Origin of the sequence: Finegoldia sp. BIOML-A2, assembly GCF_009678315.1 — a bacterium.
In the GTDB taxonomy this organism is placed as follows: Bacteria; Bacillota; Clostridia; order Tissierellales; family Peptoniphilaceae; genus Finegoldia; species Finegoldia magna.
This window is the reverse complement of record NZ_WKZE01000002.1, coordinates 205,846-223,166: the sequence shown is the minus strand read 5'-3', so window position 1 is coordinate 223,166 and position 17,321 is coordinate 205,846. Positions and strand designations below refer to the sequence as shown.

Sequence of the window (17,321 nt, the reverse complement as noted above, 5' to 3'; positions counted from 1 at the left end):
TAGTATTATAACATATTAAAATATTAAGGTGTGATATAATAATGATTTAGAGGTGATTAGGAGGTTTTATGAACAGAATAGGATGTCATTTATCTACATCAAAAGGACTTCACAAAACTATAGAACAATGCTTAGAAATAAATGCTGACACTTTTCAATTCTTTCCACGAAATCCAAGAGGATCTAAGTCTAGATTAATTCCTGATAGAGAAATAGAAAAATTTTTGAAGCTTAGAGATACTCATGATATAAACGAAATAGTATGTCATGGAGCATATACCATGAATTTATGTAGTGATAGAGAAGATTTAAGAGAATTGGCAATTCAGCTTATTAATGAAGATATGAAAAAAATTCAAAATCTGAAAATTGATAAATACGTTCTTCATCCAGGAAGTCATAAAAATCAAGGCATTGAGAAAGGACTTGATTTAATTGTAGAAGGCTTGAATCAAATAGATGTTTCAAATGGTCAGAAGATATGTATTGAAACTATGAGCGGAAAAGGTAGTGAAGTTGGATTTGATTTAAATCAAATTGCTTATATTATTAGTAATGCTAGTATTCCATTGTATGTTTGTATCGATACTTGTCATTTGTTTAGCTCAGGAATTAAACTGGTTAATTTTGATGATTATCTTGATGAATTTGACAAGTTAATTGGTATTGAGAAAATAAAAGTAATTCATTGCAATGATTCTATGATGCCATTTGGAGCAAATAAAGATAGACATGAAAAGTTTGGTAAGGGATTGATTGGAGAATCAGACCTTTTTAATGTAATCTTTAATGAAAGGTTAGAAGGCAGACCAATAATACTGGAAACGCCTAACAACTTAGATGGATATAAAATTGAAATTGAAAAAATAAGGAGAAAGTTTTATGAGTTACGAGAAAATTAATAAAATTTTGGATGATTTAGATAGCTTATATCCTAATGCAAAAGCTGGTTTGGATTTTACTACTCCATTCGAATTATTAATTGCCACTATCTTATCGGCACAATGTACAGATGTTAGAGTTAATAAAGTTACAGCTGTTTTATTTAAAGAACACAATACCCCTAAAGCTATATTAGGCTTAGGTGTAGATGGATTAACAAAATACATCAAAAGTTGTGGATTGTACAAAACAAAATCAAAAAATATTATTAATACATGTAATGTTTTATATCATGATTATGATTCAAAAGTTCCTGATACTATAGAGGAATTAATGAAATTACCAGGAGTTGGAAGAAAAACTGCAAATGTAGTTGTGAGCAATGCATTTGGTACACCAGCTATAGCTGTGGATACTCATGTTTTTAGAGTAACTAACAGAATTGGAATTGTAAATGAAAAAGATGTATTAAGTACTGAGATAGCTTTGATGAAAGTAATACCAAAAGATAGATGGTCAAAAAGTCATCACTTATTTATTTGGCACGGAAGAAATTTATGTAAGGCTAGAAATCCAAAATGTGAAGAATGTATATTGAACGACAGATGTAAATTTTACAATTCTTAATTAAAAAAACTATTGACAGATATCTTTTTTGATGTTATTATAATGAAAATAAATCAAAGGAGATAGTTATGTTAAAAAATAGAAATTTAATTAACGCAGATGATTTTAATGTAGAAGAGATAAATGAAATATTAAATTTAGCAGAAGAAATTATAAAGAGTCCTTCTGATTTTTCTAATTTGTGTAATGGAAAAATCTTAGGGACTCTTTTTTTTGAGCCTTCAACAAGAACAAGATTAAGTTTTGAATCAGCGATACATAGATTAGGTGGAGATTGCATCGGTTTTTCAGAAAGTGCAAGCTCATCAACATCAAAAGGTGAATCTTTAGCTGATACAATAAGAACAGTATCGAATTATACAGATATAATTGCAATGAGAAACCCTAAAGAAGGTTCAGCGGTTTTAGCTAGTTCTTATGCAGAAGTTCCATTGATAAATGCAGGTGATGGGGGTCATCAACACCCAACTCAAACCTTGACAGACTTGTTGACAATTTGGATGACTAAAAAAAGATTAAACAACATGACAATAGGATTGTGTGGGGATTTAAAATTTGGTAGAACAGTACATTCTTTGATAAAAGCAATGTCAAGATATGAAAACAACAAATTCGTCTTAATATCTCCAGAAGAACTTCAAGTACCTGATTATATTAAGATATTTTTAAAATCAAAAAATATAGAATTTAAAGAAGTTGAAAAAATGGAAGATGTAATTGGTGAACTTGATATTTTATACATGACTAGAGTCCAACGTGAAAGATTCTTCAATGAAGCAGATTATGTTAGATTGAAAGATTCGTATATATTAGATAATGATAAGATGAAATTAGCTTCAGATGATTTAGCTGTACTTCATCCATTGCCAAGAGTAAATGAAATAGCTACAGAAGTTGATAGCGATCCAAGAGCAGTTTATTTTAAGCAAGTTAGATACGGTGTAATTGTTAGAATGGCGTTAATATTGAAATTATTAGGGGTGAGATAATGTTAAACATTAATAGTATTGAAAAAGGTATTGTAATCGATCATATTAAATGTGGAATGGGTTATAAAATATTCCAACTTTTAAAGTTAGACAAGGCTGACTATACAGTTGCATTGATTATGAATGCACAATCAGGTAAATTGGGAAGAAAAGATATGATTAAAATCGAAAATGTTATTGATATAGATTTTGATATACTTGGAGTATTCGATGATAATATGACCGTTAATATAATTGAAAATGAAAAAATAAAAGAAAAAATTAGTTTGAATTTGCCAGAACATTTCGAAGGCTTTATTAAATGCAAAAATCCTAGATGTATTACTCAGTCTGAACGAAGTATTGTACAAAAATTTAGTTTAGTTGATAAGGATACTAGAACTTATAAATGTGATTATTGTGATCATTTATATAACGTGGAGGAATAATGAAACTGCTGCTTAAAAATTGTCATATCATAGATAGAGATAAAGATATATTTGCTGATATTTTAATAAAAAATGGTAAAATAAAAGCAATAGGAGAAATATTAGAAAAATGTGATGAAATCATTGATATAAACAATAAAATTGTAATGCCAGGATTCATAGATTTGCACACTCATTTCAGATATCCCGGTCAAGAAAATAAAGAGGATTTATATACTGGTAGCCTTTCAGCTCTTGCTGGAGGCTACACAAGTTGTAATTTGATGGGAAACACTAAACCAGTTGTGGATAATAATGAAATCTACAATCAAATTATAGACAAATCAAAAGAAATTGATCTAATAAATATATATCAATGTATGGCCACAACAAAAGATTTAAAATCTATAGAAATGATTAATTTTGAAAAAGCAGATAATAATATCAAATTCTTTAGTGAAGACGGGAAAGGTATAACAGATTCTTTACTAGCTTTTAATATCTTTACAGAAATAGAAAAAATAGATAAGGGTATTATGGTACATGCAGAAGACCATAATCTAACAAAGATTTCTACAAGGTACGCAGAGGATTTAGAAACAATTAGAGATTGTTACTTAAGCTTAAAAACAGGATGTAGAGTTCATTTTTGTCACGTTAGCACTATCGACTCATTGGAAGCGATAAAATTCTACAAAGAAAAAAACGCACCAATTACTTGCGAAGTTACTCCTCATCACATATATATGAAAGATAGTGATTTTAGAGTAAATCCTTCAATAAGAACTCAAAACGATATAGATTGCATAATAAAAATGATAAAAAATAATACAGTAGATGCTATTGCAACAGATCATGCACCTCATACTAAAGATGATAAAGATAAAGGTGCATGTGGAATGATTGGATTAGAGACAGCCTTTAATATTGCATATAAAGTGTTGCATGAAGAAAATGATATATCATTAAACAAAATATCTGAATTAATGAGTTACAATCCAGCTAAGATATTAGGAGAAAACAAAGGTGTTATAAATCCAACATACGATGCTGATTTAGTTATAATTGATATTGATAAAGAAATCAAAGTAGAAAAATTTAATTCAAAATCAAATAATTCTCCGTTTATTGGCGAAAAGTTCAGGGGTAGTATTGAAATGACAATCGTAAATGGAAAAGTTAAATTTGAGAAAGGGGCTAAAAATGATAATAGATAAGCTTTCTGAAAGAATAAACGAAAGATCTATAGTATGTGTAGGACTAGATACTAGTACAAATTATGTACCAGAAAATATGAAAAAAGGAAAGAAAGTTAGCGAATATTTATTTGATTTTAATAAGGAAATCATAGATAATACAAAAGATTTAGTAGCATGTTTTAAGGTGCAAATTGCATACTACGAAGCACATGGTATAGAAGGATTAATAGCTTACAAAAACACTCTCAAATATCTTAAAGATAATAATTTAATATCAATTGCCGATGTAAAAAGAGGAGACATCGCAAATACAGCAAAAGAATATGCAAAAGCACATTTTGAAGGTGATTTTGAAGCTGACTTTATAACCGTAAATCCATTTATGGGATATGATACTTTAGAACATTACTTACCTTACCTTGAATCCGAAGAAAAAGGAATATTTGTATTAATGAGAACATCAAATCCAGGTTCAAAAGATATCCAATATAAGGATTATAAAGGTCAACCACTATATTACGAAATAGGTGATAATTTGAATAACATCGCAAAGGATTATCTCGGAGAATGCACTTTAAGTTCTTTAGGATTTGTAGTAGGTGGAACTCAAAGTGAAAATGCAAACAAGATCAGAGAGAGATATCCAAATATAATGTTTTTAATTCCAGGTTACGGTGCACAAGGAGCTAAACCTGAAGATATCAGAGTTTACCTTGATAATTTTAAAAAAGGAATTGTGAATTCATCAAGAGGCATAATATTAAATTACAGAAATTTTGATGATGGAGAAGAAAATATCGGTAAATATGCTAGAAAAGCTGTAGAAGATATGAGAAAGGATATTTACGGTGAATAAATATATCGATTCTGAAATAATACTTAATGAAGAAATTAGTGATGGAATTTTTAAATTGGTTTTAAAAGGAAAATTCCAAGGTGATCCTGGACAATTTTATATGTTGAGAGCTTGGGATGAATCACCACTTCTTCCTAGGCCTCTAAGTATTTGTGATTTAGATGAGGAAAGTATAACATTTTTATATGCTGTCGTAGGCAAAGGAACATCTATAATCTCGTCGATGAGAGTGGGAGAAAGTATAAAAATTCTTGGGCCTTTAGGAAACGGATTCGAATTACATCCAGAAGCTAAATGTGCTATAGTTGCTGGTGGTATTGGGATTGCTCCAATGAAATATTTGTCCAGAAAATTAAAAAACGTGGATTTGTATGTTGGATACAGAAACACAACATATATGGAAGATGAGATTTTAAACAAAAACAAAACAATCATTTCTACCGAAGATGGATCAATTGGATTTAAAGGATATATAACGGAATACGTAAAAGACGATTATGACTATATTTATGCTTGTGGTCCAAATCCAATGATGAATTCCTTAAAGAAAAGAAACCTGGATGCGACAGAATTTTATTCACTAGAAGCTCACATGGCCTGTGGAATAGGAGCGTGTTTAGGATGTACTGTTCATACAACTAATGGACTTAAAAGAGTTTGCAAAGATGGTCCTATTTTTGAAAAAAATGAGGTGATATTTGATGCTTAAAACAAATTTTTGCGGCGTAGAATTCAAAAATCCTGTTATCGGAGCTTCTGGCACCTTTGGATTTGGAAGGGAATATGAAAATTTTACAGATCTAAATAAGTTAGGAGGTATTTCTACAAAAGGATTAACTATTCAACCTAAAAATGGAAATACTGGTTTGAGAATATATGAAACACCTTCTGGAATTATGAATAGTATAGGGTTACAAAATCCATCTGTTCAAGAGTTCATTAATAGGGATCTGGACTATATGTTATCTTTGGATACTGTTACTATTGCAAATATTGGTGGTTCCGATATAAAAAGTTATATTGAAGCAGTTGAACTTATATCAAGCACTGACATAAAAATAATTGAGTTAAATATTTCATGCCCCAACGTTAAAGAGGGGGGAATGGCTTTTGGAATAAAATGCGATATAGCAGAAAAAGTTGTATCGGAAGTAAGAAAGCATACCGATAAAATTTTAATGGTAAAATTATCTCCAAACGCTAATGATATAGTTGAAATGGCTAAAACGTGTGAAGATTCAGGAGCAGATGCGATTAGTCTTGTTAATACTTTTAATGCGTTAGCGATAGATATTAATAAGAGAAAACCAGTATTTGACAATATAACTGCTGGTCTTTCAGGACCTTGTATAAAACCGATAGCTTTAAGAATGTGTAGAGATGTGTGCAAAAATGTTAAAATTCCTGTTTGTGGTATGGGTGGAATTCAGAATTACAAAGACGCATTAGAATTTATTATGGTAGGTTGTCAGTTGGTTCAAGTTGGTACGGCAAATTTTGTTAATCCAAATGTTATGGTTGAAATAGCAAATGGTATGGGAAAATATTTAAAACAAAATAATTTTAAATCAATAGACGAAATAAGGAATATTATTTAGGGGGAAAAAGATGGATAGAGTTGTTGAATTATTAAAAGAAAGTAATGCATTGTTAGAAGGTCATTTCTTATTGTCATCTGGAAATCACAGTGATAAGTATTGTCAATGTGCAAAGTTATTACAATATCCAGACAAAGCTGAAGAAGTAATAAAAGTTATTGCTGAAAAGCTTAAAGATGTTGAATTTGATACTGTTGTTGGACCTGCAATGGGAGGAATAATAGTAGCTTATGAACTAGGAAGACAACTACATAAACCAGCTATATTTACTGAAAGAAAAGATGGTGAAATGTGTCTTAGAAGAGGTTTTGAAGTAAAAAAAGGCGAGAAAGTTATTATTTCAGAAGATGTTGTAACCACTGCTAAATCTTCATATGAGACTAAAAAAGTTTTGGAAGAATTGGGTGCAGAAGTAGTAGGAATTTGTTGCTTAGTAGATAGAAGTGTAAATCTGGATATTGATTTACCTTTGTACAGTGCAACAAAAATTGATATTGAAATTTTCAAACCGGAAGAATGTCCTTTATGTAAAAAAGGAATAGAATTGGTAAAACCTGGTTCAAGAGAAATTAAAAGCAAATAATATATTATAAAAATAAGCCTAATTTGAAGATTTCTTCATGAGATATTCAAATATAAAGGCTTATTTTTTGTGTAAGAAAAAATCAAAATATGATACAATAATTAAGAATAAACTAAAAGGAATTGAAAATGGATTTATCAAATTTAGATCAAGATAGACTGCCTAAACATATTGCCATAATAATGGATGGAAATGGAAGATGGGCTACAAAAAGAAATAAACCCAGAGTATTTGGACATAATGAAGGGATGAAAAGAGTTGTTGATGTTGTTGAAAACTCTTTAAATATTGGAATAAAATATTTATCCTTGTATGCTTTTTCGACAGAAAATTGGAAAAGACCTCAAAAAGAAATAGATTTTTTGATGCAAATACTCATAAAATATATAGATGACCAATTAAATAAACTAGTAACTCAAGGAGTCAAGATTAATATTTTGGGAGACATTAGTGTATTGCCCGAAAAAGTAATTCAAAAGATTGAATACGCATTGGATTCAACAAAAGATAATGATAAACTTATTCTAAATATAGCTATTAATTATGGTTCAAGACAAGAGATATTAAGAGCTGTGAATACTGCGATAGTAGATGGAGGAATACTGACTGATGACGAGTTCTCAAAACTTTTATACACGAGAAATCAACCAGACGTTGATTTACTGATTAGACCAGGAGGAGAAAAAAGGCTAAGCAATTTCTTGCTTTATCAAATGTCTTATGCAGAACTTTATTTTTCGGATATATATTGGCCTGATTTCAAATTAGAATCACTTATAGATGCAATTTATTGGTATCAAAATAGAAATAGAAGATTTGGTGGATTGAAATGAAATTTTTAAAAAGGACATTAACAGGAATAATAATTTTATTGTTATCTATTTTTTGCGTTTCTAAAGGTGGAATTTATCTTTTAATAATGAATTTATTCCTAAGCACTGTTGCAATTTACGAACTAGAAAATGTAATTAACAAGGATTATTCGAATATCATTAACATTAATAATTTGATTATTAATATATTGTTTAATGTTAGTTTTAATTTAAGTATTTATCTTAAAAAAGAATTATTTGCAATTGCTTTATTGTGTAGTTTTAGTTTGATAGAATTGACTTTATATACCATTTTTGACAAACCTATCAAAGAAGTATTAAATAACTATTTCTTACACATATATATTACGATTACTTTTTCGTTAATATATTTTATTTCTGGAACTGAATTTATTTGGCTTATCTATATATGTTCATGGGGGACAGACACAGCAGCATATTGTACAGGAATGTTATTCGGAAAACACAAATTGACTAAGATTAGTCCTAAAAAAACTATTGAAGGAGCTATTGGTGGAATTATAGGAAGCATGATAATTGGAGCTATTTTTTCTATATTTTACGGTAATTTAAATGTTGTTAAGATAGTTATCATAGCTTTATTCGGTTCGATTATATCTCAAATTGGGGATATAAGCGCTTCTAAAATTAAAAGAAAAGCCAATGTGAAGGATTTTGGTAATATTTTTATTGGACATGGTGGAGTAATGGATAGATTTGATAGTTTTATTTTTGTTTTGCCTTATCTTTTAATATTATATTGTTTAGGGCTTTAATAAGGAGGAAATGTGATTACAATAATTTCATCAATAATAATATTTTTACTTGTAATTTTAATACATGAATTTGGACATTTTATCGTAGCGAAAAGGAATGGAGTATCTGTTTTGGAATTTTCAATAGGTATGGGACCAAAACTTTTCCAAAGAGAATCAAATGGAACTCTTTATTCTTTGAGAGTGATACCTGTGGGAGGTTATTGTCAGCTAGAAGGGGAAGACGAAGAAAACGACAGCCCGAATTCTTTGAATAATCAATCTCCGCTTGTAAGACTCAAAGTAATTCTAGCTGGTGCTATTATGAATTTTTTATTAGCTTTTATATTGTTAATTTTATTAATGTCTGTAAGTAGAGTTAGTACAGAAGTATCTGGTGTGCTAGAAGATTCACCAGCATATTCTTCAGGTATACAAACAGGAGATAAAATTGTATCTATAAATGGGAAAAATATAAATGATGGAGAGGAATTATTAAAAAATATCAAAGAATCTCAAGGTGATTTGGATATTGGAGTAATAAGAGATTCTCAATCAAAGAACATAAAAGTCACTCCAAGATTGGAAAATAATGTTAGAAAAATTGGAGTAAACTTTCAAGAAGAATATGATATTAAAAATTTTAGCTTAATAAAAGGCTTTAAAAAAGGCGTCATAACTTTTCTTAATTTGACAGGCATGTTATATAAATTCCTAGGGATGCTTATAACTGGTCAATTAGGTTTAGGAGGAGTTAGTGGACCTGTTGGTGTGGTAAAAGAGATTGGTAATGCTGCAAAGACAGGTGTTGCTAATTTAATTTTCTTATTGGCATATATTAACATTAATTTAGGTGTATTTAATTTATTGCCTATTCCAGCTTTAGATGGAGGAAGAGCGATATTCATACTAATTGAGATGATATTTGGCAAAAAAATATCTCAAGAAAAAGAAGGCTATATACACATGGTAGGATTAATTTTGCTTTTAGCATTAATCGCCGTAGTTACAATTAAAGATGTTATTAAATTATTTTAAATGTTTTGATTAGGCCTGTATGGGCCTTTTTAAATTTGAAAGGTGAAGTAATGAAAAGAGAAGATACAAAAAGAATTTATGTAGGAAATGTTGCTGTTGGAAATGGAGCAAGAGTTACAGTTCAATCCATGACTAATACAGATACAAAAGATATAGAAAGTACTGTAAAACAAATTAAAGAATTTGAATCTGTAGGATGTGATATTTCCAGAAGTGCAATTAATGATTTAGAAGATGCGAAGGCGATACCAATTATAAAAAGCATGACGAATATACCATTCGTTGCTGATATTCAATTTCATCACAAATTAGCAATAGCTGCGATTGAAAACGGGTGCGATTGTATTAGAATTAATCCTGGGAATATTGGTGGAATAGATAGAGTCAAAGAAATCGTAGATTGTTGCAAATATCATAAGATTTCCATGCGAATTGGGGTAAACAGTGGATCTGTCAATCAAAAATTCATTGACAAATATCATGGAGTAAATGTGGATTCAATATGCTATAGCTGCCTTGATCAAATAAGAATGATAGAAGATATGGGATTTGACGATATCAAATTATCATTAAAATCTTCTAATGTTAATATGTCAATAAAAGCTTATGAAAAAATGTCAGAGTTATGTAATTATCCTCTACATGTTGGTATAACAGAAGCAGGTCCCTCTAATAAAGGAATTATCAAATCCAGTGTAGGAATAGGAAGTATTTTGTCAAAAGGAATTGGAGATACTATCAGAGTTTCTTTAACTGGTGATCCTAAAGAAGAAATCATTGTAGGAAGACAAATTTTAATGAGTTTGGGTTTACTGAATGAAGGAATTGAAATAATTTCATGTCCAACATGTGCTAGAACCAAGATTGATTTGATAAGTCTAGTGAATGAAGCTGAAAAGAAATTGGATAAAATGGATAAACACATTAAAGTTGCTATTATGGGTTGCGTTGTAAATGGACCAGGAGAAGCAAAAGAAGCTGATATTGGTATAGCAGGAGGAAATGGAGTAGGCTTAATATTTAAAAAAGGGGAAATTGTACGAAAAGTTAAGGAAGAAGAATTATTAGATGTATTAATTGAAGAGATAGAGAGGTTATAAATGCATTTATTACTCAACGATGTATTAAAGAAAATAGGCCTAAAATATGATTCAAAATACCCAATTTATATTGATAAATTAACCTACAATAAAGACAATGATGAGTTAGATTGTTTGATAAATGTCCAAAAAGATGAGATTAAGGACAACTTGGCAGAATTTATACAGAAAGACTTATTGTATTTTATAGCAAAAATTAATATTGATTTTACAGAGTATGAAGATTCAAAAATCAATTTTTCAAAAGATGATTTGATTAAAATTTTAAAATCAAATGATTTTTGTGAATATTCTTCTTGTATTGATTTTGAAAGTTCAAACATAGACGAATCAGAAATTTCACTTATTTTTAATTTTGAGCAAATAAGGGATAAGTTTATATCAGATCAAAAGGATAATGAGTTAACAAAATTAATAAATAAGACATATAATTTAAGTTATTCTGTCAAATCTGAAATTGTTGAGTTAAAGGATAATGATGATTATAGACAAAATCTTATTGAGTATGATAATTCAATTCGAAAAAAAATAGCAGAATCAATAAAAGATACTCCAAAGCAAGACAAAGAAGAAGTTAAAAAAACGGGAATAAAATGTGGTAAAGATATAACCAAGTCTCCAATAAAAATCAAAGAAATCATAGAAAATGAAGACGATACTTGTATCAGAGCTGAAATTATTGATGTAGATGTCAGAAGCATAAAAGATGGAGAAAGTTTTATTATTTCTTTGGATCTAAGGGATGAAAGTGGAGCTGTTTTCGCAAAGAAATTTTTGAAGAAAAAAGAATTTGAAGCATTTGGTGATAAATTGAAATCTGGAGTTTACCTTTTATTAACAGGAAGGTTGGAATTTGATAGATTTACTTCTGGAAAGTCTTTCTCAATAAAACAAATGCAAGAAATTGAGAAACCAGAATCTAGAAAAGATGAATATGAGAAAAAACGTGTAGAATTACACATGTATTCTCAAATGAGCCAACTAGATGGATTTATTGACTTGGATGAATGCTGTAAAACTATAAAAAAATGGGGACATACAGCGCTAGGTTTAACAGATAAATCTGTAGTTCAAGGTTATCCACAATTGTATGATGCTTGTAGCAAAAATGGACTAAAATCACTCTTTGGTATGGAAGCAAAAATAATAGAAGATGATTTCAGAATAATAACAAATCCTTATAATTCTATGAATTTGCAAGAATTTGTAGTTTTTGATATTGAAACTACTGGATTATCAAATGCAACAGAAAAAATCACGGAAATTGGTGCTGTAAAGATTGTTGGCAATCAAATTGTAGATGAATTCAATCAATTAATCAACCCAGAAATTCCAATACCAGAAAAAATAACAGAATTAACGTCTATAACAAATGAAATGGTAAAAGATATGCCTAAAATAGACGAAGTATTACCTGAGTTTTTGAAATTTGTCGGAGATAGCACTTTAATAGCACATAATGCAGATTTCGATATGGGATTTATCAAGAAAAATTGTCTTGATTTGGGAATAAATCCTGTAAGAACATATATTGACACACTAGCGTTTGCAAGGGCATTGGAACCTCATCTCAAAAATCATAAACTTGATACTCTGACAAAAAAATACAACGTTAATTTATTCAACCATCACAGAGCTTGTGATGATGCAAGGGCAACGGGAGAAGTGTTCATTTGTATGGTTAAGGATCTTGAAAAAAGAGGGGTTAAATTTGATATAAATATAAATAAAATGGATTCTGATTGGAGTATTTCTAAAAGAGAATCTCACACTGCGACAATATACGCTCAAAACTTAATTGGATTGAAAAACTTATATAAGCTTGTTACTGCTTCTAATTTAAAGTATTTTTACAGAGAAGGCGGAATACCAAAATCTGAATTGAATAAAAGAAGAGAAGGTCTTGTAATTGGATCTGGAAACGAAGATGGGGAATTAATAAAAGCAATACTTGGATTTGAATCAGATGAAAAATTAGATGAGATTATTTCAAGGTATGATTTTTTGGAGGTTCAACCACCACTTTATTATGATGGAGTAAAGTCAAAAAGGATGAGCTTTAACTTAAAGAGTTGTGAAGAATTAACTAGAAAACTATATGATTTATCAAAAAAGCACAATAAACCTCTTGTGGCTGATTCTTATGCAAAATACTTCGAAAAAAAAGACTATATTTTTAGAAATATAATATTAGAAGGTCAACCTAGAAAAATTTATGGCGAAAAATTCCCTACGTTGTTTTTCAGAACAACTGATGAAATGATGAATGAATTTAGTTTTTTAGAAAAAGATATGGCTGAAGAAATAGTAATAGATAATACCATAAAAATTTCAGAAATGCTAGATGATATAAAGCCAATACCAGATGGAACTTTTCCACCAGTTATTGAGGGATCTGATACAGAATTAAGAGAAATGACGTATAAAAAAGCTAGAAGTATATATGGAGATGATTTACCAGAAATTGTTGAAAGTAGATTAGAACGTGAATTATCATCTATAATTTCAAATGGTTATGCTGTATTATATATTATCGCTCAAAAATTGGTAAAGAAAAGTAATGAAGATGGATATCTAGTAGGTTCCAGAGGATCTGTAGGATCTAGCTTTGTTGCGACAATGGCTGACATAACAGAAGTTAATCCTTTAATTCCGCATTATATTTGTGAGAACTGCAAACATTCTGAGTTTATACATGATGAAAATATAGGTTCAGGAGTGGATCTTGAAGATAAAATTTGTCCAGTATGTGGACAACCATTAAAAAAAGAAGGTCATAATATACCATTTGAAGTTTTCTTAGGATTTGATGGCGATAAAGAGCCAGATATTGATTTGAACTTTGCTGGGGAATATCAACCGACTGTTCACAAATATACTGAAGAATTGTTTGGGGAAGGTAAGGTGTTCAGAGCTGGAACTATTGGTACAATTTCCGACAAAACAGCTTATGGGTATATAAAAAAATATTTTGAAGATAAAAACGTATATGTTAATAATTCAGAGATAAAATATTTACAAAGAGGAATCTTGGGAGTTAAAAGAACTTCGGGGCAACATCCAGGTGGAGTAATGATAGTTCCAAGAGATAAAGATATTGAAGATTTTTGTCCAGTTCAACATCCTGCGGATGATGTTAACAGTGATATAATCACTACTCACTTCAATTATAAGTCTATAAGTGGTAGAATTTTAAAGCTTGACTTGCTTGGACACGACGTTCCAACTATTATAAAAATGTTGTCGGATATGACAGGAGTGGATCCATTAACTATTCCTATGGATGATAAAGAGACAATGAGTATTTTTTCTTCAATAGATGCTTTACACTTTGAAGAATTAATTGATGGACTGGATATTGGAACATTAGGAATACCTGAATTTGGTACAAACTTTGTAAGAGGAATGTTGAGAGATACAACTCCAAAAACTTTTTCAGAGTTAGTTAGAATTTCTGGATTGTCTCATGGAACAAATGTATGGTTAAATAATGCACAAGATCTAATAAGAGATGGTGTTGTCGAATTGAAAGATACTATTTGTACAAGAGATGATATTATGATTTATCTAATAAATAAAGGCCTTGAAAAGAAAAGATCATTTAAAATAATGGAAACAGTAAGAAAAAATAGACTTCTTGATGAAGATACTCTAAATTATATGACTGAAAACGGTGTGCCAGATTGGTACATTGAATCTTGTAAAACTATTGAATATCTTTTCCCGAAAGCCCATGCTGTAGCTTATGTTATGATGAGTTATCGAATTGCTTATTTTAAAGTACACTATCCAGAAGCTTTTTATTCGACATTTTTTACAATAAAATTACAAGATTATCCAGGTGATGTTATTGTAAGAGGATTAAGTGCAATTAGAGAAGAAATGCAATCTTTGAAGGATAAATACAAAGAATCAAATTCTAAGATGACAGCTAAGGATAGTAACAAATACTCTGTATTAGAAGTAGCAGAAGAAATGTATTGCAGGGGAATAAAACAATCAAGAGTTGACTTGCATAAATCTGACAAGGCTAGGTTCAAAGTATTAGAAAAAGGATTCATTCAGCCTCCTTTTAATGCACTAGAAGGGATTAGCGACGCAAACTCTCTTGCTATTTTTGAAGAAATACAAAAAGGTGATTTTATTTCAAAACAAGATTTTACTATGAGAACGAAAGTTAATAAAACAGCTTTAGAAATACTAGAAAACCACGGCGTTTTAGATGGTTTACAAAATGAAAACCAAATAAGTTTATTTGATTTTTAGTGATATGTTATAATTAGATAAATGGAGTGATTATGGATAAACATTTAATATACAAAACTAATAATGAAAAATTAATAACTTTTATTTTTGGTCAATTAGAAAAAAATGCAAAAAAAATTGAAGAAGCTTGTGATGTTATATTAAAGATTTCTGAAGAAGGTATTCTAATTAGTGGTTCTGATTTGAATATTGAAAGTGCAAGTAATCTTTTAGAATCAATAAATACACATACGTTATCGGGGAACGAAATAACAGATCAAGATTTGGACTATTTGCTTTCTAACTTAGAAAAAATAAAACAAGAAAATATTTCAAAAATTAAGGACTATGTAATTTGCTACAATTCAAAAGGTAAACCTTTAAAGCCAAAAACTGTAAATCAAAGAAACTATGTTGAAATGATTAATAAAAATGATATTGTTTTTGGAATAGGACCTGCAGGTACAGGAAAAACTTACTTGGCAATGGCTATGGCAATAAATGCATTTAGAAATAACGAAGTAGATAGGATAATTTTAACTAGACCAGCTGTAGAAGCTGGAGAAAGTTTAGGATTTTTGCCAGGAGATCTTCAAGAAAAAATTGATCCTTATCTAAGACCTATATATGATGCTATGTTTGATATATTAGGTTATGAAAATTTTGAAAAGTTTAAAGATAGAGGATTGATAGAAGTAGCACCATTGGCATATATGAGAGGTAGAACTTTAGATAATGCATACATTATATTAGACGAAGCACAAAATACTACCAATGAACAAATGAAGATGTTTTTAACTAGAATAGGATATGGTTCAAAAGCTATAGTAACGGGAGATATTACACAAGTTGACTTACCAAGAGGTAAAAAATCAGGGTTATTAGTTGCGACTAATATTCTTAGAGACATAGAAGGAATAAGCTTTTTAGAGTTTGAAAAAACAGATGTTGTAAGACATCCACTTGTACAAAAAATTATTGGAGCTTATGAAAAATTAGATAACAATAGGTCAAATTATGATAATACAGATAAGTAATAGACAAGATGATTTTCAAATTGATGATGAATTAACATCAGATATTGAAAGTTCAATAAAAATATGTTTGATTCAAGAATTAAATGATGATAATTATGAGATATCTTTGTCATTTGTTAGTGAAGAAGAAATTAAAGAACTTAATAGAGATTATCGAAATAAAGATAGTGTAACTGATGTATTAAGCTTTCCTTTGGAAGATGATTTTCAAATTCAAACAAATCTTTTGGGTGATATTATTATATGCTGCAAAAGAGCTGTGGAACAAGCAAAAGAATACAATCATTCTATCAAAAGAGAAATTGTGTACTTGGTTGTTCATTCTATGTTTCATTTGTTGGGTTATGATCATATTGATGAAAGTGACAAAATTATTATGAGAAATAAAGAAAAATCAGCCTTGAAAGAAATAGGTATCTATAAAGATGAAGAATTTAAATAGTAAGTCAAAAGATAAAAATATTTCTAAAAACACATCTTTTATTACCAGTTTTCAATATGCAATGGATGGAATTATTCATTGTTTGAAAAATGAAAGAAATTTTAGAACTGATATCTTGATGACTGTTCTGGTTATGATTGCATCATTAATGTTTGACTTATCAAGGGTAGAAATGGCTTGTTTGTGCATAACTATAACATTCATATTAATGGCAGAAATGATTAACACAGCCATTGAAACGATTGTTGATTTGATTTATGACAAATACGACGAGAAAGCCAAAATAGCAAAAGATGTTGGAGCAGGAGCGGTATTACTAGCTGCTTTTAATTCTATTTTTGTAGGTTATTTTATGTTTTATGATAGAATTGTTCCTCTTAGTCATACAGCAGTTATCAAATTACAAAATTCACCAACGCATTTGACATTTATAGCTTTGATTTTGGTAGTTGTTATAACTTTAGTTCTAAAAAGTTTTATATATCAAAATAAATGGACATATTTGCAAGGTGGAAGCGTAAGTGGTCATGCATCTGTTTCTTTTTGCAGTGCTACAATCATTGCCCTTTTAGCAAATAATACATTAGTGACAATACTATCATATTTTATAGCTTTTTTGGTTGCAGAAAGTAGAGTAGAAGGAAAAATCCATACACTAAGTCAAGTTATAGTTGGTGGAATTATTGGGACATTAGTGGCAATATTATTATTTAAAGTAATTATTTAGGAG

General features: G+C 29.5%; 17 protein-coding genes. All 17 read left to right on the top strand.

The features are described 5' to 3' along the window. The first annotated feature begins 68 nt into the window (after positions 1-68). The 17 genes from GKF99_RS03095 to GKF99_RS03015 all read left to right on the top strand — a co-directional run bounded on the left by GKF99_RS03095 (position 69) and on the right by GKF99_RS03015 (position 17,318). The gene (locus tag GKF99_RS03095) at positions 69-902 is read left to right on the top strand and encodes a deoxyribonuclease IV (RefSeq protein ID WP_094207102.1); all 834 of its coding nucleotides are present in this window, start codon (positions 69-71) and stop codon (positions 900-902) included. Next, positions 883-1,509 carry an endonuclease III gene (gene nth, locus GKF99_RS03090; protein ID WP_094205639.1) on the top strand — a complete coding sequence of 209 codons (627 nt, stop codon included), beginning with the start codon at positions 883-885 and terminating at the stop codon, positions 1,507-1,509. The genes GKF99_RS03095 and nth overlap by 20 nt, the downstream gene beginning before the upstream one ends. A 68-nt stretch (positions 1,510-1,577) precedes the next feature. After that, on the top strand, positions 1,578-2,498 hold the full coding sequence (gene pyrB, locus GKF99_RS03085) for an aspartate carbamoyltransferase (RefSeq protein WP_094205640.1): 921 nt from the start codon (positions 1,578-1,580) through the stop codon (positions 2,496-2,498). Next, positions 2,498-2,926, top strand: coding sequence for an aspartate carbamoyltransferase regulatory subunit (locus tag GKF99_RS03080; protein WP_002836363.1), 429 nt, complete (start codon positions 2,498-2,500; stop codon positions 2,924-2,926). Before pyrB ends, GKF99_RS03080 begins: the two co-directional genes overlap by 1 nt. Continuing rightward, the gene (locus GKF99_RS03075) at positions 2,926-4,122 is read left to right on the top strand and encodes a dihydroorotase (protein ID WP_094207103.1); all 1,197 of its coding nucleotides are present in this window, start codon (positions 2,926-2,928) and stop codon (positions 4,120-4,122) included. Before GKF99_RS03080 ends, GKF99_RS03075 begins: the two co-directional genes overlap by 1 nt. Continuing rightward, entirely contained in the window at positions 4,109-4,960 is an 852-nt protein-coding gene (pyrF, locus tag GKF99_RS03070; protein ID WP_094207104.1) for an orotidine-5'-phosphate decarboxylase, read from the top strand. Before GKF99_RS03075 ends, pyrF begins: the two co-directional genes overlap by 14 nt. After that, the gene (locus GKF99_RS03065) at positions 4,953-5,669 is read left to right on the top strand and encodes a dihydroorotate dehydrogenase electron transfer subunit (protein ID WP_094207105.1); all 717 of its coding nucleotides are present in this window, start codon (positions 4,953-4,955) and stop codon (positions 5,667-5,669) included. The genes pyrF and GKF99_RS03065 overlap by 8 nt, the downstream gene beginning before the upstream one ends. Further along, on the top strand, positions 5,662-6,558 hold the full coding sequence (locus tag GKF99_RS03060) for a dihydroorotate dehydrogenase (RefSeq protein ID WP_094207106.1): 897 nt from the start codon (positions 5,662-5,664) through the stop codon (positions 6,556-6,558). The genes GKF99_RS03065 and GKF99_RS03060 overlap by 8 nt, the downstream gene beginning before the upstream one ends. A gap of 10 nt (positions 6,559-6,568) precedes the next feature. Then, positions 6,569-7,141: an orotate phosphoribosyltransferase gene (pyrE, locus tag GKF99_RS03055; protein ID WP_094207107.1), complete on the top strand. Its 573-nt coding sequence runs from the start codon at positions 6,569-6,571 to the stop codon at positions 7,139-7,141. Positions 7,142-7,269: 128 nt separating this feature from the next. After that, positions 7,270-7,974 carry an isoprenyl transferase gene (locus GKF99_RS03050; protein ID WP_094207108.1) on the top strand — a complete coding sequence of 235 codons (705 nt, stop codon included), beginning with the start codon at positions 7,270-7,272 and terminating at the stop codon, positions 7,972-7,974. Then, positions 7,971-8,750, top strand: a complete 780-nt coding sequence (locus tag GKF99_RS03045) for a phosphatidate cytidylyltransferase (RefSeq protein ID WP_154272639.1) — start codon at positions 7,971-7,973, stop codon at positions 8,748-8,750. The genes GKF99_RS03050 and GKF99_RS03045 overlap by 4 nt, the downstream gene beginning before the upstream one ends. A gap of 12 nt (positions 8,751-8,762) precedes the next feature. Continuing rightward, entirely contained in the window at positions 8,763-9,767 is a 1,005-nt protein-coding gene (gene rseP / locus GKF99_RS03040) for an RIP metalloprotease RseP (protein ID WP_156849950.1), read from the top strand. A 50-nt stretch (positions 9,768-9,817) separates the two neighbouring features. Continuing rightward, a complete protein-coding gene (gene ispG, locus GKF99_RS03035) occupies positions 9,818-10,867 on the top strand; it encodes a flavodoxin-dependent (E)-4-hydroxy-3-methylbut-2-enyl-diphosphate synthase (RefSeq protein ID WP_154272638.1) in 1,050 nt (349 codons plus the stop codon). After that, positions 10,868-15,133 carry a PolC-type DNA polymerase III gene (locus GKF99_RS03030; RefSeq protein ID WP_154272637.1) on the top strand — a complete coding sequence of 1,422 codons (4,266 nt, stop codon included), beginning with the start codon at positions 10,868-10,870 and terminating at the stop codon, positions 15,131-15,133. Between the two features lie 32 nt (positions 15,134-15,165). Next, positions 15,166-16,149 carry a PhoH family protein gene (locus GKF99_RS03025; protein ID WP_154272636.1) on the top strand — a complete coding sequence of 328 codons (984 nt, stop codon included), beginning with the start codon at positions 15,166-15,168 and terminating at the stop codon, positions 16,147-16,149. Further along, entirely contained in the window at positions 16,130-16,591 is a 462-nt protein-coding gene (gene ybeY / locus GKF99_RS03020) for an rRNA maturation RNase YbeY (protein WP_154272635.1), read from the top strand. Before GKF99_RS03025 ends, ybeY begins: the two co-directional genes overlap by 20 nt. Then, the gene (locus GKF99_RS03015; protein WP_154272634.1) at positions 16,575-17,318 is read left to right on the top strand and encodes a diacylglycerol kinase; all 744 of its coding nucleotides are present in this window, start codon (positions 16,575-16,577) and stop codon (positions 17,316-17,318) included. Before ybeY ends, GKF99_RS03015 begins: the two co-directional genes overlap by 17 nt. Positions 17,319-17,321: the final 3 nt, after the last annotated feature.